Source organism: Methylomonas sp. TEB, from assembly GCF_047777895.1.
Classification (GTDB): domain Bacteria; phylum Pseudomonadota; class Gammaproteobacteria; order Methylococcales; family Methylomonadaceae; genus Methylomonas.
Window position 1 is genome coordinate 3,163,611 of record NZ_CP180476.1, and the last position, 24,657, is coordinate 3,188,267.

General features: G+C 52.4%; 21 protein-coding genes. 5 read left to right on the plus strand and 16 right to left on the minus strand.

Annotated features, from left to right (window positions below; translation table 11 throughout):
• Window positions 1–150: 150 nt before the first annotated feature.
• From purL to ACMXD4_RS14230, 13 genes are all read right to left on the minus strand, one after another.
• A complete protein-coding gene (purL, locus tag ACMXD4_RS14170; protein WP_415878514.1) occupies window positions 151–4,044 on the minus strand; it encodes a phosphoribosylformylglycinamidine synthase in 3,894 nt (1,297 codons plus the stop codon).
• Window positions 4,045–4,143: 99 nt separating this feature from the next.
• Complete coding sequence (gene bamC, locus ACMXD4_RS14175; protein WP_415878515.1) at window positions 4,144–4,890, minus strand: outer membrane protein assembly factor BamC; 747 nt, start codon at window positions 4,888–4,890, stop codon at window positions 4,144–4,146.
• 2 nt (window positions 4,891–4,892) lie between these two features.
• Window positions 4,893–5,768 carry a 4-hydroxy-tetrahydrodipicolinate synthase gene (gene dapA / locus ACMXD4_RS14180; protein ID WP_415878516.1) on the minus strand — a complete coding sequence of 292 codons (876 nt, stop codon included), beginning with the start codon at window positions 5,766–5,768 and terminating at the stop codon, window positions 4,893–4,895.
• A 69-nt stretch (window positions 5,769–5,837) separates the two neighbouring features.
• Complete coding sequence (locus ACMXD4_RS14185; RefSeq protein ID WP_240348286.1) at window positions 5,838–6,299, minus strand: YaiI/YqxD family protein; 462 nt, start codon at window positions 6,297–6,299, stop codon at window positions 5,838–5,840.
• Window positions 6,296–6,991, minus strand: coding sequence for a phosphatase PAP2 family protein (locus ACMXD4_RS14190; RefSeq protein ID WP_171694938.1), 696 nt, complete (start codon window positions 6,989–6,991; stop codon window positions 6,296–6,298). Before ACMXD4_RS14190 ends, ACMXD4_RS14185 begins: the two co-directional genes overlap by 4 nt.
• Window positions 6,972–8,513: a glycosyltransferase family 39 protein gene (locus tag ACMXD4_RS14195; protein WP_415878517.1), complete on the minus strand. Its 1,542-nt coding sequence runs from the start codon at window positions 8,511–8,513 to the stop codon at window positions 6,972–6,974. The genes ACMXD4_RS14190 and ACMXD4_RS14195 overlap by 20 nt, the downstream gene beginning before the upstream one ends.
• A gap of 6 nt (window positions 8,514–8,519) precedes the next feature.
• Window positions 8,520–10,265: a single-stranded-DNA-specific exonuclease RecJ gene (gene recJ, locus ACMXD4_RS14200; RefSeq protein ID WP_415878518.1), complete on the minus strand. Its 1,746-nt coding sequence runs from the start codon at window positions 10,263–10,265 to the stop codon at window positions 8,520–8,522.
• 54 nt (window positions 10,266–10,319) lie between these two features.
• Window positions 10,320–11,414 (minus strand): threonine synthase, encoded by a 1,095-nt coding sequence (gene thrC / locus ACMXD4_RS14205; RefSeq protein ID WP_415878519.1) that lies wholly within the window; start codon window positions 11,412–11,414, stop codon window positions 10,320–10,322.
• A 2-nt stretch (window positions 11,415–11,416) separates the two neighbouring features.
• The gene (locus ACMXD4_RS14210; protein WP_415878520.1) at window positions 11,417–12,727 is read right to left on the minus strand and encodes a homoserine dehydrogenase; all 1,311 of its coding nucleotides are present in this window, start codon (window positions 12,725–12,727) and stop codon (window positions 11,417–11,419) included.
• Between the two features lie 37 nt (window positions 12,728–12,764).
• The gene (gene alaC / locus ACMXD4_RS14215) at window positions 12,765–13,949 is read right to left on the minus strand and encodes an alanine transaminase (protein WP_415878521.1); all 1,185 of its coding nucleotides are present in this window, start codon (window positions 13,947–13,949) and stop codon (window positions 12,765–12,767) included.
• A 126-nt stretch (window positions 13,950–14,075) separates the two neighbouring features.
• Window positions 14,076–14,234 carry a hypothetical protein gene (locus tag ACMXD4_RS14220; RefSeq protein ID WP_415878522.1) on the minus strand — a complete coding sequence of 53 codons (159 nt, stop codon included), beginning with the start codon at window positions 14,232–14,234 and terminating at the stop codon, window positions 14,076–14,078.
• A gap of 80 nt (window positions 14,235–14,314) precedes the next feature.
• Window positions 14,315–15,433 (minus strand): peptidase C39 family protein, encoded by a 1,119-nt coding sequence (locus ACMXD4_RS14225; RefSeq protein WP_415878523.1) that lies wholly within the window; start codon window positions 15,431–15,433, stop codon window positions 14,315–14,317.
• Entirely contained in the window at window positions 15,430–16,527 is a 1,098-nt protein-coding gene (locus ACMXD4_RS14230; RefSeq protein ID WP_415878524.1) for a DUF2817 domain-containing protein, read from the minus strand. The genes ACMXD4_RS14225 and ACMXD4_RS14230 overlap by 4 nt, the downstream gene beginning before the upstream one ends.
• 162 nt (window positions 16,528–16,689) lie before the next feature.
• Between ACMXD4_RS14230 and ACMXD4_RS14235 the strand changes: the two genes are divergently transcribed.
• From ACMXD4_RS14235 to ACMXD4_RS14250, 4 genes are all read left to right on the plus strand, one after another.
• The gene (locus ACMXD4_RS14235) at window positions 16,690–18,168 is read left to right on the plus strand and encodes a RimK family protein (protein WP_415878525.1); all 1,479 of its coding nucleotides are present in this window, start codon (window positions 16,690–16,692) and stop codon (window positions 18,166–18,168) included.
• Window positions 18,165–19,064: a carbohydrate kinase family protein gene (locus tag ACMXD4_RS14240; protein ID WP_415878526.1), complete on the plus strand. Its 900-nt coding sequence runs from the start codon at window positions 18,165–18,167 to the stop codon at window positions 19,062–19,064. The genes ACMXD4_RS14235 and ACMXD4_RS14240 overlap by 4 nt, the downstream gene beginning before the upstream one ends.
• A gap of 355 nt (window positions 19,065–19,419) precedes the next feature.
• A complete protein-coding gene (locus tag ACMXD4_RS14245; protein ID WP_415878527.1) occupies window positions 19,420–20,133 on the plus strand; it encodes a hypothetical protein in 714 nt (237 codons plus the stop codon).
• A gap of 89 nt (window positions 20,134–20,222) precedes the next feature.
• Window positions 20,223–20,360, plus strand: coding sequence for a hypothetical protein (locus ACMXD4_RS14250; RefSeq protein ID WP_415878528.1), 138 nt, complete (start codon window positions 20,223–20,225; stop codon window positions 20,358–20,360).
• Between the two features lie 414 nt (window positions 20,361–20,774).
• Here the strand turns inward: ACMXD4_RS14250 and ACMXD4_RS14255 are convergent, their stop codons facing one another.
• Complete coding sequence (locus ACMXD4_RS14255; protein WP_415878529.1) at window positions 20,775–21,659, minus strand: LysR family transcriptional regulator; 885 nt, start codon at window positions 21,657–21,659, stop codon at window positions 20,775–20,777.
• Window positions 21,660–21,814: 155 nt separating this feature from the next.
• Here ACMXD4_RS14255 and ACMXD4_RS14260 point away from each other — a divergent pair, with 155 nt between their 5' ends.
• The gene (locus ACMXD4_RS14260; protein WP_415878530.1) at window positions 21,815–22,393 is read left to right on the plus strand and encodes a beta-class carbonic anhydrase; all 579 of its coding nucleotides are present in this window, start codon (window positions 21,815–21,817) and stop codon (window positions 22,391–22,393) included.
• Between the two features lie 372 nt (window positions 22,394–22,765).
• Here ACMXD4_RS14260 and ACMXD4_RS14265 read toward each other — a convergent pair whose 3' ends face one another.
• Both ACMXD4_RS14265 and ACMXD4_RS14270 read right to left on the minus strand, forming a co-directional pair.
• Complete coding sequence (locus ACMXD4_RS14265; RefSeq protein ID WP_415878531.1) at window positions 22,766–23,299, minus strand: hypothetical protein; 534 nt, start codon at window positions 23,297–23,299, stop codon at window positions 22,766–22,768.
• A gap of 322 nt (window positions 23,300–23,621) precedes the next feature.
• Window positions 23,622–24,629: a cytochrome-c peroxidase gene (locus ACMXD4_RS14270; protein WP_415878532.1), complete on the minus strand. Its 1,008-nt coding sequence runs from the start codon at window positions 24,627–24,629 to the stop codon at window positions 23,622–23,624.
• Window positions 24,630–24,657: the final 28 nt, after the last annotated feature.

The window sequence follows — 24,657 nt, forward strand, 5'->3', positions numbered from 1 at the left end:
GTCTAGCTTCCCACACAGCTATAGGAAAAATTCTTATTTATTTCCTGGCGATGAGAACTGCAAATTGGAGCCCCTGAATCATGGAGAGGCTCGGGATATGGGTTACTCAAGCTCGATCCTATTTAACCAAACGAAAGCCTCGGCGCTGACTCAGCCTACCCAAACCCGAGCATTTCTGAACATTCGCAACCACGCCCCATCTTCCAACCAATCGGCAGGATGCCAGGAGTTCTGTATCGCCCTGAAACAACGTTCCGGATGCGGCATCATGATGGTAAAACGGCCGTCGACGGTGGTTAAACCGGTAATGCCCAGCGGTGATCCGTTCGGGTTGGCCGGAAAGGCTTCGGTTTCATTGCCGTAGTTATCGACATAACTGATCGCAACCTCGGCTTCGGCAGGGTTTTCGGAATCGAACTCGGCGCGCCCTTCCCCATGAGCGACCACGACCGGCAATATAGAACCCGCCATGCCTTGGAAGAAAATCGACGGCGAAGCCTGCACCTTGACCATCGCTACCCGCGCCTCGAATTGTTCCGACAGATTGCGTTTGAACTGCGGCCAGTGTTCCGCACCTGGAATAATATCCTTCAGGCCGGACATCATCTGACACCCGTTACAAACCCCCAAACCAAACGTATCGGGGCGGGCAAAAAACGCGGCAAATTCGTCGCGTGCTTTCGGGTTGAACAAGATGGATTTGGCCCAACCGCCGCCCGCACCAAGCACGTCACCGTAAGAAAAACCGCCGCAAGCCACCAGACCGGTAAAATCGGCCAGCGACACCCGGCCGCTGATGATGTCGGTCATGTGTACATCGATGGCCGCGAAACCGGCTCTATCGAAGGCTGCCGCCATTTCCACGTGGCCGTTGACGCCTTGTTCGCGCAAAATCGCGACTTTAGGTCGATGCGCATCCGCGAATCTTGCAACGATGTTGTCGTTGATGTCGTAAGTCAACTGAGCGGACAAACCTGGATCGTTGTCATCGGCGATTCGCTCGAATTGTTGCCGTGCGCAATCGGGATTGTCGCGCAAGGCTTGCATCCTGAAGCTGACTTCCGACCAGGTTTGTTGCAGTTCAGCGCGTTCCGCGCTGTAAATTTCCTTGCCGTTACGGACGATTCGTAACTTTTGATCTGAACTTAATTTACCGACGATATGGGTAAATTCGTCCAGCCCGGCCTGATCCAACAGTCGCGCGACATGATCCAATTCAGCCGTTTTTACTTGCAGTACCGCGCCCAATTCCTCGTTGAACAAGGTCGCCAGCACGTCGTCGCCCAGTTCGGAAATATCTAGTTCAACGCCTTTACGGCTGGCAAACAGCATTTCGGTTACCGTAGCCAGCAAACCACCGTCGGCCCGATCATGGTAAGCCAGAATCAGCCCTTGGTCGTTCAAGGCTTGAATGGTATCGAAGAAACGCTTGAACAAACTCGCGTCGTCCAGATCCGGTGCCTGGTTGCCGAGCTGATTGTAAACTTGGGCTAGCACCGAACCGCCGAGACGGTTCTTGCCCCGGCCAAGATCGATCAACAGCAACACGCTATCGGCATTTTTCAACTCAGGAGTGAGTGTAGAACGAACGTCCCGTACCGGCGCGAAGGCAGTGATAATCAGCGACAGCGGCGAGGTCATGGTCTTCTCATGCCAGACGCTTTTCATAGACAGCGAATCCTTGCCTACCGGAATCGCAATGCCCAATTCCGGGCACAATTCCATGCCCACCGCCTTGACGGTATCGAACAGCGCGGCGTCTTCACCGGGGCTGCCGCAAGCAGCCATCCAGTTGGCGGACAGTTTGACATCATTAAGCTTGCCGATACGAGCCGCTGCCAAGTTAGTCAACGCCTCACCTATCGCCATGCGTCCGGAAGCAGGACCGTCGATCAAAGCCAAGGGCGTGCGCTCACCCATTGCCATTGCTTCGCCGGTGTGGGCATAAAAGCCGGAAGCCGTAACCGCAACATCAGCCACCGGCACTTGCCAGGGGCCGACCATCTGGTCGCGAGCGACCAAACCCGTCACCGATCGGTCGCCGATGTGAATCAAGAAGCTCTTGTCCGCCACGGCCGGAAACGCTAAGACCCGTTTCACGGCTTCGGCCAACTCGACTTGGTCCAGTTGCAATTCGGGCAAATTCTTGGTCAAACGCTGGACGTTTCTATGCATTTTCGGTGGCTTGCCGAACAATACCGACATCGGCAGGTCAACGGGTTTACCTCCCAGCCATTCGTCGCTCAGCGTCAGATGTTCCTCGTCGGTGGCATGACCGATCACCGCGTACAAACAATGCTCGCGTTTGCAGAAAGATTCGAACAATGCCAGCGATTCCGGTTTGATCGCCACCACATAGCGTTCCTGCGCCTCATTGCACCAGATTTGCATCGGCGACATGCCTTTGTCGGCGTTCTGCACCTTGCGCAATTCAAAACGACCGCCACGATCACAGTCGTGAATAATTTCCGGTACTGCGTTGGACAAGCCGCCGGCGCCTATGTCATGAATCGAAACAATCGGCGTATTCTCACCCAAGGAATTACAGTGGTTGATCACCTCCTGGCACCGGCGCTCCATTTCTGGGTTTTCGCGTTGCACCGAGGCAAAATCCAGTTCCGCCGCGCTCTCGCCGGAGGTTTGCGACGATGCCGCTCCGCCACCCAAACCGATCAGCATCGCCGGACCGCCAAGGATCACGATCAACGAGCCGGCCGGAATCGGCTGCTTTTCGACGAGCATGGGCCGGATGTTGCCCATGCCGCCGGCGATCATGATGGGTTTGTGGTAACCGCGATATTGGTTAGGCTCTCCGGTCTCAGCCGGTTGCTCGAAGCTGCGGAAATAGCCTGCGATATTGGGCCGACCGAATTCGTTATTGAACGCTGCGCCGCCTATTGGCCCTTCCAGCATGATGTCCAACGCGGAAACGATACGCTCGGGTTTGCCGTAATCCGCTTCCCAAGGCTGCGGGAAACCAGGAATTTTCAGGTGCGAAACGCTGAAACCGGTCAGGCCAGCCTTGGTTGCCGAGCCGCGGCCGGTGGCGCCTTCGTCGCGAATTTCCCCGCCGGAACCGGTTGCCGCGCCGGGATGCGGTGAGATCGCAGTCGGATGATTGTGGGTCTCCACCTTCATCAGCATGTGCGCCTGTTCTTCGACATAGCCGTAGGCATAGTTATTCGCCGCATCGCGGATAAATACCTGCGCGGTCGGGCCTTCCAGCACCGACGAGTTGTCGCTGTAGGCTGACAGCACGCCTTGCGGATTCAAGGTGTGGGTGTTGCGGATCATCGCGAACAAGGACTTGGCTTGCTCTTCGCCATCAATGGTCCAACTGGCGTTGAAGATTTTATGCCGGCAATGCTCCGAGTTGGCCTGGGCGAACATCATCAGTTCCACGTCGGTCGGATTACGACCCAAACTGATGAAGCTCTCGGTCAAATAATCGATCTCGTCAGCCGACAAAGCCATGCCTAATTCAGCGTTGGCCTTAACCAAAGCGTCCCTGCCCTGCTCTACGATAGCTACGGTTTGTAAAGGCTGGGGATCATGCTCGGCAAACAAATCAAGGCCAGCCTGATCGTAAACCACTTGCTGAATCATTCTATCGTGCAGTAAAGACGCCAGTTGGTGTTTAACAGCATCGCTCAAAGGCTCGGAAGAGGTAAAGCGGTATTCGATACCGCGCTCAATGCGTTTTACCGCGGCCAGGCCGCAACGCTCGGCTATTTCCGAGGCTTTGCTAGACCAAGGGGAAATAGTGCCCAAACGCGGCACCACCCACAAGGAGACAAATTGGGATTCAGACGATTCGCCGCTCCCTTCCGCGGCCGCATTTTCGCTGCTTTCATCGCTTTGGCCATAATCGAGCAAGCGTCCCAGCATCGCCGATTGCTCGGCGGATAGCTGACCATCGATTTGCACGAAATGCTGAAACCGGGCACTAACAGCGGTAATGCTGCCGGCCACTGCCTGCAGTTCGGTCAGCAGTTTTTCAATACGAAAACGGGAAAGAGCGGAGGTTCCGGATAGGGTCAACATGGGCTGTGTTTGAATGGTTTTTTATAGCTAAAAGAGTAAATACAGGACATTCCGCAGATAAAACACGGCAAGCCCCAAATCGCAAACAAGGCGGCGATTTTATGGCGACGGCGTATTGTCGGCTGCTTTGTCCGACTTGTCAGCGGTACCGCTGGGTATATCCTGATTAATGCCTTCGGTGATCAATCTGAGCAAAGAGGTCGCAGCGACATTTGACAGGGTCTTACCGTCACTATCTTGCACCGTCACTTCGGTAAGCAGTTCATCAAGTTGATGCAGGCTTACCCGATATTCCTGTTCCTGGCTGGGATCGTCGCCGAATAAAAAAGTGATTTCGTCCAGAATGGAACCGTCTTCCGGCTTAATCGCGTCAGGATCGTATTTGACGAAGAAATAGCCTTTGTCCATATTCCGCTCGACCACTTCCAATTTTTGGCGGCTCAAGGCTTTGCCGACTATCCACCACGCTTGAGTGGCAGATTGATCGATTTGTAAACTGCTGACGCCACTGCTGCCGGCCGCTTGCACACTTTTCCCGGAACCGGCTGCCGCGACAGTCTCTTTAGCTTCGGTTTTTTCCGGCTTACTAGGCGCCGGCTCTGCGGCTGCCGCGGATCGGACAGGCTCCTGCCGCACCGGCTCTGGTGCAGGTTCCGGCGCATTGCTTACCGGACGGGTCGCCAAGGTCTTGGTTTTTAGATCGTCCGGGACAACTAATTCGGGGATTTCGGTAGTAAATTGATAATCTCTTTCCTTATCCGGAAACCAGCTCTTGATGGTGCTGCACGAGGCATTCAACAGCAACGCCGAAACCAGCGTCAGACGACCGTATAGGCGAGTTTTCATGGTTATAAAACGCCGGCTTGATGCATCGCCGCGCGCACGGTAGCAAAACAGTCTTCAGTCAGCCAAGTCAAAGGCAAACGGATGCCTTGGCCCATCAAACCCATTTCCGCCACCGCCCATTTGACCGGAATGGGATTGGATTGTATGAAGAGACTGCTGTGCAAACCGGTCAACTTGGCGTCTATCGCCTCGGCAGTCGCGCGATCACCCACGATTGCCGCCGCCAACATTTCGTGGACCAGTTTCGGTGCCACGTTGCCGGTCACGGTGATGCTGCCGTTGCCGCCCAATAAACAAAATTCGCAGCTGGTGGCGTCGTCGCCGGTGTACAGCGCAAAATCGTCACCGGTTAAATCCCGGATTTCTTTAACTCTTTCCAGCTTACCGGTGGCTTCTTTCACACCCACGATGTTATCGATTTTCGCCAGTCTACCCACGGTTTCCGGCAACAAGTCGCAAGCGGTACGCCCCGGCACGTTGTACAGAATTTGCGGAATATCGACCGCTTCGGCGATGGCTTTGTAATGCAGGTACAAGCCTTCCTGGGTCGGTTTGTTGTAATAAGGCGTGACCAGCAAACAAGCGTCCGCACCGGCTTGCTTGGCTTTTTGAGTCAGGTGTATCGCTTCGCGGGTGCAATTGGCACCGGTGCCGGCGATAACCGGTATCCGTCCGGCCACGCAATCGACGATAAATTTAATGACTGCGCAATGCTCGTCTTCGTCGAGAGTTGCCGATTCGCCAGTGGTACCAACCGCTACCAATGCGTCAGTCCCTTGCTCTATATGAAATTCGACCAGCCGTTTGAGACTGGTTTCATCCACCGCACCGTCTTCCGTCATCGGGGTTACCAGCGCAACGATACTACCTTGAATCATGCAAATCTCTCGTGTTTAGGTATATAAAACCGGGGCATTATATCAAGCTAACCCTGAAAACTCAGCCTGTTATATTTGCCGGGCGGCCAGAAATCTATCCAGCGCGTTGGCGAAATTTTGGACATCTTTGGCCGTCATGGCCGCCGCACCACCGGATGCCAAACCGTTATCGCGCAAGCCTTCCATGAAATCGCGCATGGCCAGTTTTTCACCGATATTCTCCACCGTATACGCTTCGCCGCGCGGATGAATCACAAACCCCTGCTTGGCTAGGATTTTTGCAGCCAACGGAATATCGCCGGTAATCGCCAGATCGCCGGCCCGCAGATGCTCGACGATATAATCATCAGCTACATCGAAACCGCCGCTGACGCGAATGGATTGGATATAACGAGATGGCGGCACGGCGATGCTTTGATTGGCAATCAGCAGCAATTCCAACTGCCTTTTTTGGGCGACGCGGAACAAAACCGTTTTAATCAAATTAGGACAGGCATCCGCATCCACCCAAATCTTGATTGCCCCCGTCATTGCGCGGTCTTCACGTCCGGCTTTATCCGAACATACCAACCGTAGTACAAGGCATAAGCCACCAAAAATACCAGGTAGCCGGACCATAAAATATCCGACGCAAAATGTCCGCCGGAAGTCATCCGGGTAAAGCCCAGAGTCCACGCCAACACTATGGTCAACAGAAAATAGATGGCTTTATGGTTTTGCGACAGAAAATACAATACAAAAAATGTATAGCCTACCGAGCAATGGCCGCAGACGAAGGATTTATCCGGGGTATGGCCAAATTTAGCCGGTGGTACATACTGATGCTCGCCACCGAACTGGCTGACATGCACCGGCCGGGGTCTTCCCCAATGATCTTTGACGATCAGATTAACCACCAAGCCCGGACCTAAAGCAATGACCAGCAGTATGTACAAGGCCTTACGGCGAAAGCGTTGCGTATGAGTATTGAAATGACTGAGGACATAAACCGCTAAAGCTATTAGACCGGCCCACAAGGTGAACGGAAAAGCATAGTCATACAGCAATTTCCAGGGCCACCAATGCTGGGTCGGCCAGACATCGCCGGGATTTTCCGGATGATAAAACAAGGCCGCCAGGCGCAAATCCAGGTCTGTCAGCCCAAACAATAGTGTGGTCAGTGCCGCCAATAGCAACACGAGCATGAGTTCGTTGCGCGCGCGTCTAATTTTCCGATGGGGCATAGCTTTCCTTATCCAATGTTAGCCGGACGGTTTCCGGCCAAAACTTCAGGTTTTCACCTAAATACAGGTAATACGGGGAACTCGGCTTGGCAGGATTGGGGATTTGCGCCAAGAAGCGAAAATTTTGAAACGCCGCTTTCAATTCTGCGGGTAGGTTTTCCTCCGAAGTTTCACCCAGCACAAAGCCGTTTTTGCCGACAAACGCCTGCGGACCAGGCCAAACTTCGTACTGCGACGTCACCACACCACTGGGTTCGTAACGATAAACCTGGGGATGATCGGGTAAATAAAACGCCAACTCGCTCGCCAGATAACGATGGCCCAAGGCTACCACAAAGGTATTATCCAGATTGGGCAGACTGATCATGCGCTCGAAATGCACGTTAATCGCCAACTCCTGCCAGCTGTTGAAACGCTTGGTGGGATCGAACGCCGTGTTTTGTAATTTAAACACTTGCAAGACAATGGGCAGCGAATAGGTCAACAGCACCATTGCCAAACCCAGCACGACGCCGTATTTCAAGGCTTTTTTCCAGGCACCGGCCAGCCAGTTGCCGACCAACAAAATCAAGCCGGTAAAATAAAACGGCATAGGCCAATTGCCTTGGGCTTTTTGCAGCACACTGAGCAGCAAAACCCCCAGTAACAAGGCTGGCCCCATCAATAACAAAAATCGTTGCTCCGCAGCCAGACGTCTAAAATTGAACGCCGCTTGCGCGCTGCTAATCAGCACCAGCACAAACAGCACCGGCGAAACTAATAACAGCTGGTAAAGCAGAAAATCTCGGGCCCATTGTAAGTGCTTAAGCAGGCTGACCGGTTCATGGTTACCGAAATGGCCTTTGCTATGCCCAAACATCACCCAGTCGTGTTGCTGGTTCCACCATAAAATCGGCACTGCCGCGATCACGATAGGGCTTAAATAAATCAGAAACTCTTTTTTCAACAGCCCCCGGCGTTGCTCATCCAAGGCTAAAAAGATCAGCAACATTAACGGCAAAATCAATGCCGATTGCTTGCTGAGCAAGGCAGCGGCACTTGCCAAACCAGCCCATAACCAGGCGCGCGCTTGATTGTCGAACAATGCCCGTCTCAAGTAATACACGGTCATTATCCAGAAACAATACAGCGGCGCATCGATGGTCATCAGGAAGTTGGCAAGCACATTGATCGGCGTCGCCAACACCAGCAACAGTGCCAAGGCACCACCGCGCGCACCGTAAAATGCCTTGGCCGTGGCGTGAAAATACCCCAGAAATACCGTGCCCAACAACAGCGCCGGCAAACGCACGGTAAATGTGTAATCACCCAACAGCCAGGTAAACGCACCGATCAGCCAAGCTATCATCGGCGGTTTGCTGTAATAGCACCAGTCCGGTCGCCGCGACCAATCCCAGTAGTAGCTTTCATCACCGATCAAATCAAAGCCATTGATCAGTAAAAATCCGCCACGCAACAACATGAGCGCCAGCAGCAAAGCCAGCGTATGTGAATCTATCCAGCGTAACAGTCTCTCAGACATAGGCGCTTATTCCCATTTCTCCAAATAATGCAACAACAGTTGCAGGCTGCGTTGGCCGCGAAATTCGTTAATATCCAACTTATAGGCTGCGTTGATTTTTCGGCAACCCAGCCATTTTTCCGGGTGATCGGCAAAAAACGCTATCGCATCCAGCAACTGGCCGCTAAACGGCAAGCGCAACACAAACTTTAAATGCTGCTGCCCGACGATGCGGCATTGGATCACATCGAATACGCCATTGAATACCGGCTCCGGGAAGGTTTGCCCCCACACCGCCGCCTGCTGGAGCGTTTCCGCGAAAGCCAAAGTGATGTGCTGCTCATCCAGTTCGCCGTCGGAATAGACCTTCTGTTCCAGATCCACCAACTCCAGTTTCGTCGCCACTGTCTCGGCAAAAGCCAGGGCAAAATGCGGATAGTCATGCAATTTAATCGTCAAACCCGCGGCCATGGCGTGGCCGCCGAATTTGCTTAATATCTGCGGATGCCTGGCAGCAATTTCGCTGAGTACATCGCGGATATGCACACCATTGATGGAACGGGCAGACCCCTTAATGTCGCCATTGTCGGCTGGAGCAAATGCGATCACCGGCCTGTGCAAGCGGTCTTTGATCCGCGACGCCAAGATGCCGATCACCCCTTGATGCCAATTGCCGTCATATAAACACACACCAGCCGGCACATGTTTTTCATCAAGAGCCTTCATTTCCGCCAGCAATACCATCGCCTCGGTCTTCATCTGCCCTTCGACTTCTTTTCGGTCCTGGTTCAAGGCATGCAATTGTTCGGCAATGTCATGTGCCAAGCCCGCATCGTCGGTCAGCAAGCACTGAATGCCCAAGGACATATCATCCATCCGCCCGGCCGCATTCAAGCGTGGCGCGATGGAAAAACCCAGATCACTGGCATGAATCCCGGCCAACTGCTTGCCGGCCACTTCGGCCAACGCTTTGATGCCCGACTGACATTGCCCGGAACGGATGCGCAATAAGCCTTGATGCACCAAGATGCGGTTAACTTGATCTAAAGCCACCACGTCTGCCACCGTACCCAAGGCCACGTAATCGAGCAAACGCGCCAGATTCGGCTCAGGAATCCCGGCTTTTTCAAACCAATGCAACTCGCGCAAGCGAATCCGCAAGGCCATCAAAATATAAAACATCACCCCTACGCCGGCGACGTTTCGGCTTGGAAACTTATCGTCAGGCAAATTGGGATTGACGACGGCATCGGCGTCCGGCAGTTCCAGTCCTGGTAAATGGTGATCGGTAATCAACACCTTGATACCAGCAGCCTTGGCGGCTTTGACACCGTCAATACTGGATATGCCATTGTCCACAGTGACGATAATATCGGGGCTCTGCCGCTTCACCAACTCCACAATTTCCGGCGTCAAGCCATAACCGTATTCAAAACGGTTGGGCACCACAAAATCCACGGCTTTCGCCCCGAGCAGCGCGAAGCCTTTTAAAGCTAGGGCGCAGCTGGTGGCGCCGTCGGCATCAAAATCGGCGACCACGGTGATTTTTTGCTGTTGTTTGATTGCCGACACCAAATGCTCGACCATCTCCTTCATGCCGGTTAGTAACCAAGGCGAGGGCAAACTCGCCAAGCTCCGATCCAATTCATCGGCACTCTGCACGCCCCGGCTGCTAAAAATCCTTTGCAGCACCGGGTCCATCTCGCCAAAGTGCGGATTTTTAATCTGCACCGTCCTGGGCAGGATGACTTTTTTAACGCTTTGCAAATACATATCAGGCAATAAAAAAGCCGGCAATTGCCGGCTTGTCGATGCTCATCGCTAGACTCACATCGAATCCAGAATGGCTTTTTTTACCGCATCCAGCGTCGCGTCTATCGTGATGGGTTGATCGTCCTTGCATTGCGCAATGGCGGTATCGGGATCTTTAATGCCGTTACCGGTTAAGGTACAGACTATCTTGCTACCTTCCGGAATATTGCCATTCGCAATGTCGTGCAAGGCGCCCGCCAGTGAGGTGGCGGAAGCAGGCTCACAGAAGATACCTTCATAGGCGGAGAGCATTTTTTGCGCGGCCAGAATTTGCGGGTCGGTAAACGATGCGAACCAACCGCCGGATTGTTTCTGCGCGGTCCAAGCCCCGTCCCAAGATTGCGGATTACCGATGCGGATTGCCGTCGCCACTGTTTCCGGATTTTCCACTGGGTGACCGGCCAAGAAAGGCGCAGCACCGGCCGCTTGATAGCCGCACATCACCGGACGTTTTTTGGTAACGGCTTTATGGGTGGCGCTATCGGTTGAATATTCCTTATAACCCTTCCAGTACGCGGTGATATTGCCGGCGTTACCGACAGGCAAGCAGTGGAAATCGGGCGCATCGCCCAGGGCATCAACGATCTCGAAAGCAGCGGTCTTTTGACCTTCCAGACGGAAAGGGTTGATAGAGTTCACGATCGTGACCGGGGCATGGTCCGTGATTTCCTTGACAATCGACATGCCGGCGTCAAAGTTGCCTTTGATCTGGATAATTTTGGCGCCGTACATCATGGTCTGCGCCAACTTGCCCAACGCAATTTTGCCTTCGGGGATCAAGACGAAAGCACGGATGCCGGCCCGCACCGCATACGCAGCCGCAGCCGCCGAGGTATTGCCGGTCGACGCGCAGATGATGGCTTGGCTGCCCTCTTCCACGGCCTTGGTCACGGCCATGGTCATACCGCGATCTTTAAACGAACCGGTCGGATTTAGGCCTTCGAATTTCACATAAATATCCACATCCTTACCGATCAAGCGAGGGATATTTTGCAACTGAATCAGCGGGGTATTGCCCTCGCAAAGACTGATCAGCCGGGTGTCGGCAGAGACCGGCAAGCGGTCGCGGTAGCGTTCGATGATGCCTGTGTAGCGTGTTTGCGTTGTCATTATTATCCTAGAGTTTCCAAGCGAATCCGCGCCACTTTGCCGCTGACAGTCGCCAGCGCTTCGATGGCCGCAATCGCGGCGTTCATTTCTTTTTCCAGCGTCAGTTGCGTCAGCATAATGATGGGCACGGAAGTCTCGCCTTGCGGCGGTTCTTTTTGAATCAAAGCTTCAATGCTGATGTTGTGCGCCGCCAAAATCCGGGTCACATCGGCTAACACGCCGGGCTTGTCCTCGGCAGTCAGGCGCAAGTAATAGGCGGTCTTGATTTGTTCAGCAGGCAACACCGGAATGTCGGCAATGGCATCGGCCTGGAACGCCAGATGCGGCACCCGGTTTTCAGGATCGCTGGTCATCGCTCTGACCACATCAACCAGATCGGCTACCACAGCGGAAGCAGTCGGCTCCGCGCCCGCGCCGGCACCGTAATATAAGGTTGGACCAACGGCGTCGCCGCACACCAATACCGCATTCATCACGCCGTCAACGTTGGCGATCAAGCGGCGCTTGGGAATCAAGGTCGGATGCACGCGCAACTCGATGCCGTCCTCGGTCTTGCGGGCGATACCCAGATTCTTGATTCGGTAACCCAGTGCCTCCGCGTATTCAACGTCCAGACGGGTAATCTTGGTGATACCTTCGGTAAAGACCTTGTCGAATTGCAACGGAATGCCGAAGGCAATTGAAGCCAGTATGGTCAGCTTGTGACCTGCATCGATACCTTCCACGTCAAAGGTGGGATCGGCTTCGGCATAACCCAAAGCTTGCGCCTCGGCCAATACGTCGGCAAAGTCGCGGCCTTTGTCGCGCATTTCAGTGAGGATGAAATTGCCGGTGCCATTGATGATGCCGGCCAGCCATTTGATCCGGTTGCCGGCCAACCCTTCGCGTATGGCTTTGATAATCGGTATGCCACCGGCCACCGCCGCTTCAAACAATACCATCACGCCATTTTTGCTAGCTTCGGCGAAGATTTCGTTGCCGTGCAAGGCAATCAGGGCCTTATTGGCGGTAACCACGTGTTTGCCGTTGGCAATCGCGGTTAACACCAGTTGCTTCGCCAGATCGTAACCACCGATCAATTCGACAACCACATCAATGTCCGGGTCGTTAACGATCTCGAACGGATCGGCCGTTAAGATAATGCCATCGGTAGCGCAAATCCGCGTCCGGTTCAGATCTCTCGCCGACGCACGGGTGACCACGATTTCCCGGCCGGCCCGGCGAGCAATTTCCCCGGCATTCCTTTTCAGTACGTTGACGGTGCCGCCACCGACGGTACCCAATCCCAAAACCCCAACTGTTACCGGCTTCAAACCTGACTCCTGACGTGATACCCAAAAATGGCGGCGATTATACTACGTTGTCTTTTTTCAGCATATTTCGGATGCTGCGCAAGGCTTGGCGCGTCCGATGCTCGTTTTCGATCAGGCTGAAGCGGATATGATCATCGCCATGCTGACCAAAACCAATACCCGGCGACACCGCCACTTTGGCATCAATGATCAATTTTTTGGCAAATTCGATAGAACCCATTTCCCGATAGGCTTCCGGAATTTTGGCCCAAACAAACATGGTCGCCCGCGGTTTTTCGACATGCCAACCCATCGCATTCAAGCCGTCGCACAACACATCGCGGCGCGCCTTATACATGTCGCAGATTTCTTTCACACAATCTTGCGGACCTTCCAATGCAGTAATCGCCGCCACCTGGATCGGTGTGAAGGTGCCGTAGTCCATGTAGGATTTGATCCGGGTCAACGCCGCTACCAAGGTTGGGTTACCGCACATGAAACCGACCCGCCAGCCGGGCATGTTGTAGCTCTTGGATAGCGAGAAAAACTCGACGGCAATGTCTTTCGCGCCTTCTACTTGCAATATCGACGGCGCGACATAGCCATCGAATACGATGTCGGCGTAAGCGATGTCATGCACGATCCAGATATTGTGTTCCTTACAAATCGCCACCACTTTTTCGAAGAAATCCAGCTCCACGCATTGGCAGGTGGGATTGCCCGGAAAATTCAGAATCAACATCTTCGGCTTGGGCCAGCATTCGGCAATGCCTTTTTGCAATTCCTCAAAAAAATCGACACCTGGGGTCAACGGCACATGGCGAATATCCGCACCGGCAATCACTACGCCATAGGGATGAATCGGGTAAGCCGGATTCGGCACCAATACCACGTCGCCAGGGCCCAGCGTGGCTAAGGCCAAATGCGACAAACCTTCTTTAGAGCCTATCGTAACGATGGCCTCGGTGTTGAAATCCAAGTCAACGTCGAAACGTTTTTTGTACCAGCCGCAAATTGCTTTGCGCAAGCGCGGAATGCCTTTGGAAACCGAATAACGATGGGTATCATCGCGCTGCGCCACTTCCAACATTTTATCGAGGATGTGTTTGGGGGTAGGCTGGTCTGGATTGCCCATCCCAAAATCGATGACGTCTTCGCCCTCCGCTCGGGCTTTGGCTTTCAGCTCGTTGACGATGTTAAAAACGTAAGGCGGCAGACGGCTAATGCGATGAAATTCTTCCATTAATGACTCTTGAAATTCTGGTTTTGAAGACGGCTTCTAAAGAAAGCCGGCTAAGGTACTGTTGTTGCGGGGCGATGTCAATTTCGGTGCAGCGGGACGCGCCCGAAAATCGCTATCGGGCGAAGCTTATGGTTTTACGGCAGTAGTTGACGCAACTTGAGCGGCATCTGCTCTTTGCTGATGCAGGTAAGAGCCACCGACTAGAAAAGTCAGCACCAATAGGTACAAAACCGCAGCGATATTTTTAACTTTCTTGCTGCCGTCGTCGTGATTACGGTCGTTCATGAATTAAGGTCTCGTGAATATTAGATGTTGCCACCACAATTGTAACGTCTGCCGCATCATCTGAGAACGAAAAGCTCGCATTATGCGCCCGGCCAAACAATAACCGCCGTCCGCAACCGCGATTTCCCAAAACAGGACATGCGGTCGAAATCCTCTCGGGCAATCGGAACAAACTGGCAATCCAACTCATTCTGCCGGCCTTCGTCCGGATCGGAATCGTGCATGTACAAACAATCCTTATCAAAACCACTCATCACGACCCAATGCGGAGCTTTTTTGCGGTCCATCGAAAAGGTACTGATCAAAATTAAAGGTATTGCCCCGGCTTCGAACGCGGCTATCAAGTCGTTTTGCGTGACGTTGGCATAATGTATCGCCACGCCCTGCTCTGCTGCGTCACGCTTGAAACAGGTATCGACCAACTCGACGATCTGTTTTTTATCCTCGCTACGCACGCTATCGATAAACAAGGAGCCGGTTTGGTTGATCCACACTTCCACCGCGAATTGCCGGCGTTTGGCAGCCAAGGCCAAACCGATGGGATGGCAACCGCCATGACCGGAAGTCATAAAAATAGTAGTGGCTTCCCGCCATAACTCGATTTCCTGCTCGCGCGACGGCAAATAGCTTTTATTCAAAGCGTGCATCGCCATCATCAACGCCGCCGGACCGCAAGTAAACGGCGTAGTCTGCCGCAGCCAATGCACCGAACGATGCTGAGGGGTATCACGGTAACGGCGGATGCGCTTTTGGTAGCGCAAGGCATCTTTATGGTCTTGGTAATAATCGCGGTACAAGCCAAATTTTTGAAAGCCCAGCGCCTCGTATAAACCAATGGCCGGCGTGTTATCCACACTCACTTCCAGACGCAAATACAAGCGGCCATCATCGCGCGCGGCTTGCTCGCCGGCCAGCATTAAAGTCTTGGCAATGCCCTTGCCGCGCAGCTGCGGCGCCACGGCCAGCGAATAAATCCGCGCCAAGCGGGTGCCGGGGTGATAAATGATCAAAATATAGCCGGCGACCAGTCCCGCCCATTCCGCTAATAACAGGGCGCGATGATCGGAACTTAACCAATGCCGGAAACTGCGCCGGCTTAATTTGTCGGTGGCAAAGCTGGCATTTTCCAAGGCTACCAAGCCCTCCAGATCGGCGCTTTGCGCCGGCCGCACCGCCAACTCAGTGGCTAAAACTGTCACAAGGACACTCCGCGCAGCGCCTGACCCAGTAATTGCCGCGCGCGGAACAACACCATTTCCTGCCAGGCATTGTCGTTGGGACAAAAATGCTGGCGCATTTCCATACTGTGCGCAAAACGTTGATCGTTAATATCCTCGGCAGCCCACAGTTGATGATCGCGCAGCAACACTTCAAACAAATGGTCGGTGCTGTACGTGCCAAACTCCAGCGTGACGTAACAACTTTGCGGGCTCATGTTGGCGTGCCAGAGATAATCCAACAAGCCCAGTTTCGGCACCGAGCTGGACGTGCCCGCGAGCGGCAAGGTCACCGAATCGCCGTACCAGTGCTGCGCGACCGCCGCCCCGGCACTGTCGGGCTGATGATCGCAGATAATTTCCCCGTAACCGTAAGGACCGAGACCGGTATGCAAATCCACCACGGCGACACGACGTTGCGCCAAATTGTGACGTTGAATCAAATCCTCGCAGACCAGCCGGCCATGCGCCGGCGCACTGCCGCCGTAAAACGGTCCGGACGGGTCGCGGTATTGGCCACCACTGATGGCTTTCTCCAGCGCGACTCGGCCGAATTGCCGGCCAAAATCGGCAAAAGCCTGCTGTCTTTGCCCAGCGTCCGCCACGAATAACCATTCCCGCAACAAGTCGTAATCCGGGTTCTCCGGCAAGGACTGCGAAAAATCCACCGCATTGCGATTCAAATCCACACCATCGCCGTCACACCGCCGCGACCAGGCATAGCCCCAGGGCGTTAATGCGTGGACCAGCAATAGCGCCGTACCATTGGGAATATCCAGCTGGCATTTGTTTAAGCCTTGCAGCACATCAAGCTGAATTGCGCTGCCCGCAAAGCCTTCCACGCCGTGCGTCGCGGCAAGGCACACCACCACGTTGTCCGCTTGCTCATCGCCTATCCAGGCGGTATCGGTCAGCAAAGATTCGCCGTCCGGCCCCAGTCCGACGCATTGATAAATCTCGTGTCTTAGCGGGTGTGTCACCGCAGAGATTAGCGACAACCAAGCCAGGCGCGCCTTGGCATAACTGGCTGGGAAGACGCGGGTATCGATTTCGGTGCCGTAGGGGGACAAACTCATCTGCATACTCAACTGTTCGGAGACGGTAATTGTACAGTGTGGCAAACCCCCAGGCCGCAAGCAATAGGCAGCAGCGGAGGGAATTGCAGAATTCGGCTTGTCTTATAACCCGACTGGTTTCAAAATCCCCGCCCAACATAAACCTTTCGAGTATTTTTTACCATGGCAAGCACGCTGTTGGTCGTTGACGACCTTTCGGATTGGAATCCTTATTACCCTAGCGATCAGGTCGTCAGCTTTGAAGACTATCTGGCCAGTGAGCAAACCGATCCCGATCAGCGGGTGCGGGTGATAAACCTTTGCAGCAGCTACACCTATCTATCCGATGGCTATTATTGCTCGCTACTGGCCGAGGCCCGCAATCACCACGTCATTCCGTCGGTTAAAGTCATCAACGACTTGGGCAAAAATGCCCTGTACCGCCTGCAACTGGAGGACCTAAACCAGCCGCTGGCGCGCGCCTTCAAACATCAAAACCAGAACGGCGAAGTTACTCTGTATAGCTATTTCGGCACCACGCCGGAACCGGCTTTTCAAGAACTGGCGCGGTTATTGTTCGAGCGTTTCGCCTGCCCGATTTTGGAAATCAGCTTGCGCTTTGAGCAGCAATGGCAAATCACCGATCTAAAAGCCGTCTCCCCCAGGCAGTTGGACGACGCGATGCAGACCTTATTCGCCGATGCGCTGGATCGCTTCAGCAAAAAGGTCTGGCGGAAAAGCCGGACCCGAAAAACCGCGCGTTATGATTTGGCGATTCTGATCAACCCCTCCGAACAATTGCCACCCAGTAATCGCGGTGCGCTGAAAAAATTTATCGATGCCGGCCGGCAGCTGGGTATCGATGTGGAACTGATTACCTTGAATCATTACGGACGTCTGCCGGAATTTGATGGTTTATTCATCCGCGAAACCACCGCCATCGACCATCACACCTACCGTTTCGCCAAAAAAGCCGAAGCGGAAGGATTGGTAGTGATCGACGATCCCACGTCCATCTTGCGCTGCGCCAATAAAGTCTATCTGGCCGACCTGTTTCGCACCCATAAAGTGCCCTCTCCCAAAACCTGGATCTTGCACAAGGGCAATACCCAACACTTGGACAATCTGGAAGCCAGTGCCGGTTACCCGGTGGTGATCAAAATTCCTGACGGCTCGTTTTCGCGCGGCATCGTCAAAGTGCATAACCGCCAGGAACTGGAGAGCAAAGTCGCCGAGCTGTTCGAGCAATCCGCGCTATTGCTGGCCCAGGAATTTCTGTACACCGATTTTGACTGGCGCATCGGCATCTTCAATCAAAAAGCCCTGTATGCCTGCCGCTATTTCATGGTGAAAAACCATTGGCAGATATACCGGCACGGCGCCAAACGCACCGACAGTGGTAACTTCGACACCCTGCCCACCTTCGAAGTCCCCAAAGGCGTGCTGGACGCGGCATTACGGGCCACGCAACCTATCGGCAATGGTTTATACGGCGTCGATGTCAAGGAAATCAAGGGCAAAGGCTATGTCATCGAAGTCAACGACAACCCCAGCATCGACAGCGGTGTGGAAGACAAATATTTGGGCGACGAATTGTATAAAGCCATCATGAGCGAATTTCTGCGGCGCATGGATAATCGCAGCAAAGGTGTTGCGCAATGACCGCCGCACCGCTCGACGTACTTTGTATCGGCCATGCCAGTTACGATTTGGTGTTTTCCGTGCCGCATCATCCCGGCGCCGATGAAAAAATCGTCGCCGACGACTTGCTGGGCTGTGGCGGCGGACCTGCCGCCAACGCCGCCGTCACGGTTGCCAAACTAGGCGGCAAAGCCGGCTTTTGCGGTTATTTGGGTAACGACGTGTATGGCGACAGTCATTTACGGGAGTTGCAAGAGCATGGCGTCGATACGCGCTTAGTGGTACGCGGCGCGTCGCCAACGCCCTTATCGACGGTACTGGTCAAACCGAACGGCCAGCGCGCCTTAATCAATTACAAAGGACAAACCGGCGCCCTGCCCGCCACCGCTATCGGCTTTGACGACTTAACAGCCAAAGTGCTGTTGTTCGATGGTCATGAACCGCATATTTCCCTGCGCTGTCTTGAGCAACTCAGCAAGCCAATACCGACGGTATTGGATGCCGGCTCAATACATGACGGTACGCGGGCTCTCATGACTAAAGTCGAATATCTGGTCTGTTCGGAAAAGTTTGCGCTGCAATATGCCGGAGATGAAAACCTGGCCTTATCCAAATTGGCGCAAATTGCCGCCGTGGTAGTCATTACCCTGGGCGAACGCGGCTTGATCTGGCAACGCGGCCAGGAACACGGCAGGTTAAACGCCCCGCCCATCGTCGCCATCGACACCACCGGCGCCGGCGACGCCTTTCATGGCGCCTTCGCCGCCGGCCTTGCCAAGGGTTTGAGCTGGATGGAATTATTGCGCTACGCCAGCGTGGCCGGCGCGTTTTGCTGCTCGCGGATCGGGGCGAGACCGGGTTTACCTAGCTTGAGTGAGCATCAAAACTTGCTGGCTAGCTGGAAAGACAGCGATTAATTTGAACAGACAAGAAAAGGCCAATAAGCTGCCATTCAAACGTAGGTGCTATTAGCTTGCTTAATCGCACATTTCTAAATCACCCCCCTCCGATTACGCTATCGCTAATCGAAGCGGGCTGAATTAAGTTACTTCGAAGAGGTTAATTGGCGCAAGCGACCCTTTGCTGCCTATCGCCTAATGTGATTCAATGATAGCGATTGAATCGTTACCGATCACAGCCGTCTACCATCGATGATATACAGAAGGGAAAATCATATGTTGATCAATAAATTACCTTGTCGAAGGTCATTTGTCGGTGGATATACAGAACTTTCGAATTACTAGTTAAACATCAAAAGGAATTCAGCACTTCATGTCAACGCTTAGAAATACAGTCATTAATCAAATAATCGATTATCTAGAGTACGGAGATTTCTGTGCTGAGGACTTTGATTCTCTGTTTCCAGATGATTCAACTGTGCTTGCACAGATTACTTTCAAAGCATTGCCAAAATATACTTTCGTTCTAGATGAAACATATTCAGGTGGTTCTATTGGCTCCGCCCTAGCTGTTATGGGACAGGGTAACGCTAAAAAAGTCATTAGAACTGTCGAAAAGCCAGGAACATACAAAAATCTTGAGACAAGAACGCATGAGGATATTGATTCTGCTATAACAAGAATATCTGCCTGGGTTCGTAGTATCAGAGATGATTTGATTAACTCAAGAGCGACATTGCGCTCAACTATTGATGAGTTAACTGAGAGCTTTCAAAAAAGCATTGATGAAAATATTGATGATCCAGAATCTTACTTTGAAAGTCATGAAGAAGATGCTATCAAGGCTAAATTAGATGAACTTCATAAAAGGGTTTCTGAGCTAGAAAAGAAGCTCGACTTTACGCCTGAAGAAACGAAGAAAATCGAAAAAGCAATTGAGAAAAGTAAATCTGATCTAAAGGTGTATCCAAAAGGGGTTTGGTACAAAACAGCCGGCACAAAACTGCTGACAGTAATGAAAGGAATATTGAAGTCTAAGGAAGGTAGGGAAATTTTGGCTGATCTTGCCAAGAAGTTGTTGCAGTAAATGTTTACTGCTCTTTTAAGAATGTATGATCTTGCCTAAATTTCACAGACACTCCGCTAAGAGAGTAATCTCAGAGCATGAGGAGTCTTATGAAAAACAACGATCAAACAGCCACTACCACCGCAAAACCTAAACGCAATAAATATACGCCCCAGTTTAAAGAGCAAGCCTTGGAGCGAGCCAAGCAAGACGGCGTCCCCAAGGTCGCCAAAGATTTAAGGCCATAAGGCGCGCTGACAATAGGGTGCTGCCGTTAGGCGCACCGTTCGCGAGCGTTGCGCCTCACATGGCTCGGCACAACCTATAAGTTGGTCGTACAAATTTAAGAATACCACTAACAGCTAAGCAAGTAGCCTCGATGGAATCGAGGTTTCTATGGCCAGTTGCTTTCAATTGCCGATGTGGGTTTGATGGTCGGTAAGCCTACGTCCTCGATTCCGCTAACGCTGCATTGAGGCTACAATACTCCTCTGTCAATTCAGTCACTTACAGTCGGCATGTGGTTATCGACATAACGCAACCGGAATGTTTCGTTCTTCTTTTGAACAGTCAGCATGATTTGCTGCACAAAAAATTTAAAGTAGTTGTTCTAAATCAATCTCCCGTTCTCACCAATCGAATCATCCGACACCCAAAGCCCCCTACCGCTCGAAATACGCCAACAAAAAATCAATAAAAGTAGTCAACTTGGCTGGATAAAACCGCCGTTGCAGATAGGTAGCGTAAATGGCGATGGCCGGCCGGCGATATTGCCTGAGGATTTCCACCAGTTCGCCGCTTTGTAAATACGGAGCTACCGATAGTCTGGGCGCTTGCACGATACCCATGCCCAAGGCTGCCGCCTGACATAGCGCGCGCCCGTTATTAGACGCCAGTACCCAATCGGATTTGATTTTCTTCAATTCGCCGTCGACGTTGAACAACCAAAACTCGCCGTGGGGCGTGTCCACGTAGTGCAGGCATTGATGATGACTCAGTTCGTCTATGGTTTGCGGATAACCTTTTTCGGCTAGATAGGTCGGCGCGGCGTAGGTACACAGTTCAGTCTCGGCAATTTTGCGCGCCACCACGCCGGGGTCCAGGGTATCGGTCACTAACAGGGAAATATCGAAACTGCCGACCCGCAAATTCGGCGGTTTGTTGTCCAACGACATTAAAATCTTCACTTCCGGATAGCGCTTTATGTAAGCGTCGATGGCCGGCACCATGTACATGCCACCGAAATCGATAGGCGCGCTGATTTTAATGGTGCCTTTTACCCGCTCGCCTGATTGTGCCGTAGACGCTTCCAAATCGGCCAAATCTTCCAGCAATTGCTTGCTGCGGTTATAGTAGGCTTCGCCAGCACTCGTCAAACTTAGACTACGGGTAGTGCGATGCAATAGCACCACCCCCAGAGACGCTTCCAATTGGGCAATGTATTTGCTGATCATCATCGTGGACAGCTTCGATTCTTTTGCAACAGCAGAGAAAGTGCCTAGCTCGACTATCCGGCAAAAAACGCGCATGTTGTTAAACTTATCCATTGAAGCATCCAATATAAACTTAAAGTTTATATTTTATAAACCAAATAGAGTCTTTAAACCAGAATGCCGCTTGGCTACAATGCCGCCCGGAGATAGTCGTTACCTCGTCTGGTTTGACATTCAGGCCAGACGTTTTTTCATGCACCGAGGTTTTTATGAGCAAAATTCACAACGAAGTACTGTTAGCCAACCGCGATTATGTATCCAGTTTCACCAAAGGCGATTTGGCTATGCCCCCTGCTCGTCAGTTTGCCATACTGACCTGCATGGACGCCCGTCTGGACCCGGCCAAGTACGCCGGTTTATCCGAAGGCGACGCCCACGTGATCCGCAACGCCGGCGGCCGCGCCAGCGACGACGCGATCCGCTCCCTGGTCATTTCCTACAAATTACTCGGCACCAAGGAATGGTTTGTGATTCATCACACCGACTGCGGTATGGAAACCTTTACCAACGACATCATGAGCGACTTGTTGGCTAGTAGTCTAAAAACCGCCAGCGTCGATGCCAGCGGTTGGCACGATAGTGGTGTGGGCCCTGGCTCGACCGACGGTAAATACATCAACTGGTTGACCATCAAAAATCAAGCCGAAAGCGTGTTGGAAGATGTGAAACGCATTAAAGCTCATTCACTTGTGCCTAGCGATATTCCGGTTTACGGTTATGTTTACGACGTCAAAACCGGCCGCTTGATCGAAGTCCCTGAAGCGACTGCCGCCGGCCAAGCCAGCTAAAATTTGCTGCCAGCTTTCGGGACCAGTCAGTTCTATTGCGAAATCGGCTGGGGCATTCCCGTAGAAAGTGAAGTGATAGGACTCAAAGTTACGCTACTTTAAGCAATGCGCTCCCGCAAATGCGGGAGCGATTTAATCGCCAATCCTAAAATTGTCAGCTTTTGCTTAGCTGAAAATCAAAAGTCTATTGGACTTACCGCCCGAAGACTCAATCGCAAAACGCCGCAGAAATCTCAGCGGTTTTGTCGTAGAAGCTTTGCAATATCCAACTACCTGAAGTGGCAACGGAACACAAATCCTTACCGGCGTTCAGAGTCTTTGTTGGTCCCGCGGAGACAGCGGAAAGATTGCATCCATTTGTTATACCCAGCATCAATAACCTCGACGGCGCAGCATATTTCGAAACATATAAAACAGAAAAAAGCTGAAAATCCACCCAACCGCCGGGATAGGAACAACTGCATTCATGGCGCTAACATTAACTTGGTAGCCACTTGTGCTCTCCAGGGAAATGGCGATACCCAGAATATTTATCGTGTGAGAGCCGGCAGTCAATATACCGTCAAAGGACCAAGCTTCATCGGCAGGTCCGGCACTTTTAGCCAATGGACTTCCATCCAAGTTGACGGCGTATAACAGACTCCCAGTGTTAGCTTCTAGGGAACTCACTGAAACCCTAACTTGACTGCTGTTGTGTAAATTAAAAGTCCAATCGTCAAGCACATTGGTTTCAATACGTAGGCCGGTTACTATGCCGAATAGATCCTGCGGCGAATTTTGACCTGATTGCAAACTTCCGAGAATAGGGCCATAACCGGTAATTGTGCTCCAACTTAAAGTTGACGCATTAACTTGAAATGAAAATGACGCGATGACCAGGCATATTATCGTTAAGTATTTTTTCATAAAAAGCCCCCAAGCAGATGGTAAAGATACGCTTATACCTATCTTTCCACATCAGCGAAACGGTAATATCTTTCCCGCAATGTTTATTTTCGGCTTGCCGGTGCTTGTTCGGTAATATCCTTTGGCGATCCTTCAAATAAAATCAGGGTCAACGTATTCTCACCATGCAAAAGTTGGCAAACCATCCAATGACTTTGCCCTGGAAACGACTTAAAGTACCCGACACTCTTAATCTACATTGCGTATTGTGCCCCGTGAGGGAAGTATTTTGACAAAAAAAGGGGCCTTGCGGCCCCCTTAATCTTTAACTACCTGATAAAACTCAGTTAAAGCTGGAACCCGGTGTTCCTGGCAATTGCGGCATGCTTTGCGCAGGGAATTCGCCGGTCAGCGCATTCAAAAACGCGACGATGTCAGCCACGTCAGCATCGGACAACTCTTGATTTAATTGCAATTTACCCATCAACCAAACGGCTTTATCCAAAGTTTTTACCGAACCGTTGTGCATATAAGGTGCGGTCAAAGCCACGTTACGCAGAGTCGGCACTTTAAACAGGTGCTCGTCGCTTTCTTTTTTGGTGACTTCAGCTAAGCCTTTGTCTTTTTGGAAGTGGTATTGCGCTTCGAAGTAGCCGCTAGGGTTAACTGGGAATTTTTGGAACACCCCTGGGCCATTAAAGGCCGGACCACTGTGACAGCTGGTGCAACCCAGTTCCACGGCTTTTTTCAGACCGCGTTCCTGCTGTTCGGTCAAGGCGTCTTTATCGCCTTTGACATATTTGTCGTAAGCGCTATTCGGTGTAATCAAAGTTCTTTCGTAGGCGGCAATCGCTTTGGTGGCGTTGTCTTTGGTAATAGCTTCGGCATCGCTACCAAAGGCCACTTCGAAAGCATGGCGATAGCCTTTGATGGTTTTCAAGCGAGCAACCACGTCATCCCAGCTTTTCATACCCATTTCAATTGGGTTGGTGACTGGACCTGCTGCTTGCGCTTCCAGACTGTCGGCGCGGCCGTCCCAGAATTGCACTTTGTTGAATGCGGCATTCCAGACCGTTGGTGCACTGCGGCCGCCGGTTTGGCCGTTGACGCCCATGGAGTTGGGCCGGTTATCTTCGCCGCCCAGCATGGTGTTGTGGCAAGACGCGCAAGAAACGGTGCCCGTGGAAGACAGACGCGGATCGTGATACAGCATTTTACCCAGTTCAACTTTTTCGGGGGTTGTGGGGTTGTTGGCAGGCGCTGGCGCCGTGGTGGGCAGCGCATCCGCCGCCATAACAGACATCGAACCAGTCAGCGCTATCGCAGAAACCAGCATACGAAATTTAAACATGAGATCCTCCTAAGTAATTATTTTAGCC

What these genes read in the sequence shown, in the direction of transcription:
- purL (WP_415878514.1), bottom strand. Translation starts at nt 4,044, where the DNA reads ATGTTGACCCTATCCGGAACCTCCGCTCTTTCCCGTTTTCGTATTGAA.
- bamC (WP_415878515.1), bottom strand. Translation starts at nt 4,890, where the DNA reads ATGAAAACTCGCCTATACGGTCGTCTGACGCTGGTTTCGGCGTTGCTG.
- dapA (WP_415878516.1), bottom strand. Translation starts at nt 5,768, where the DNA reads ATGATTCAAGGTAGTATCGTTGCGCTGGTAACCCCGATGACGGAAGAC.
- ACMXD4_RS14185 (WP_240348286.1), bottom strand. Translation starts at nt 6,299, where the DNA reads ATGACGGGGGCAATCAAGATTTGGGTGGATGCGGATGCCTGTCCTAAT.
- ACMXD4_RS14190 (WP_171694938.1), bottom strand. Translation starts at nt 6,991, where the DNA reads ATGCCCCATCGGAAAATTAGACGCGCGCGCAACGAACTCATGCTCGTG.
- ACMXD4_RS14195 (WP_415878517.1), bottom strand. Translation starts at nt 8,513, where the DNA reads ATGTCTGAGAGACTGTTACGCTGGATAGATTCACATACGCTGGCTTTG.
- recJ (WP_415878518.1), bottom strand. Translation starts at nt 10,265, where the DNA reads ATGTATTTGCAAAGCGTTAAAAAAGTCATCCTGCCCAGGACGGTGCAG.
- thrC (WP_415878519.1), bottom strand. Translation starts at nt 11,414, where the DNA reads ATGACAACGCAAACACGCTACACAGGCATCATCGAACGCTACCGCGAC.
- alaC (WP_415878521.1), bottom strand. Translation starts at nt 13,949, where the DNA reads ATGGAAGAATTTCATCGCATTAGCCGTCTGCCGCCTTACGTTTTTAAC.
- ACMXD4_RS14220 (WP_415878522.1), bottom strand. Translation starts at nt 14,234, where the DNA reads ATGAACGACCGTAATCACGACGACGGCAGCAAGAAAGTTAAAAATATC.
- ACMXD4_RS14230 (WP_415878524.1), bottom strand. Translation starts at nt 16,527, where the DNA reads ATGAGTTTGTCCCCCTACGGCACCGAAATCGATACCCGCGTCTTCCCA.
- ACMXD4_RS14235 (WP_415878525.1), top strand. Translation starts at nt 16,690, where the DNA reads ATGGCAAGCACGCTGTTGGTCGTTGACGACCTTTCGGATTGGAATCCT.
- ACMXD4_RS14240 (WP_415878526.1), top strand. Translation starts at nt 18,165, where the DNA reads ATGACCGCCGCACCGCTCGACGTACTTTGTATCGGCCATGCCAGTTAC.
- ACMXD4_RS14245 (WP_415878527.1), top strand. Translation starts at nt 19,420, where the DNA reads ATGTCAACGCTTAGAAATACAGTCATTAATCAAATAATCGATTATCTA.
- ACMXD4_RS14250 (WP_415878528.1), top strand. Translation starts at nt 20,223, where the DNA reads ATGAAAAACAACGATCAAACAGCCACTACCACCGCAAAACCTAAACGC.
- ACMXD4_RS14255 (WP_415878529.1), bottom strand. Translation starts at nt 21,659, where the DNA reads ATGGATAAGTTTAACAACATGCGCGTTTTTTGCCGGATAGTCGAGCTA.
- ACMXD4_RS14260 (WP_415878530.1), top strand. Translation starts at nt 21,815, where the DNA reads ATGAGCAAAATTCACAACGAAGTACTGTTAGCCAACCGCGATTATGTA.
- ACMXD4_RS14265 (WP_415878531.1), bottom strand. Translation starts at nt 23,299, where the DNA reads ATGAAAAAATACTTAACGATAATATGCCTGGTCATCGCGTCATTTTCA.
- ACMXD4_RS14270 (WP_415878532.1), bottom strand. Translation starts at nt 24,629, where the DNA reads ATGTTTAAATTTCGTATGCTGGTTTCTGCGATAGCGCTGACTGGTTCG.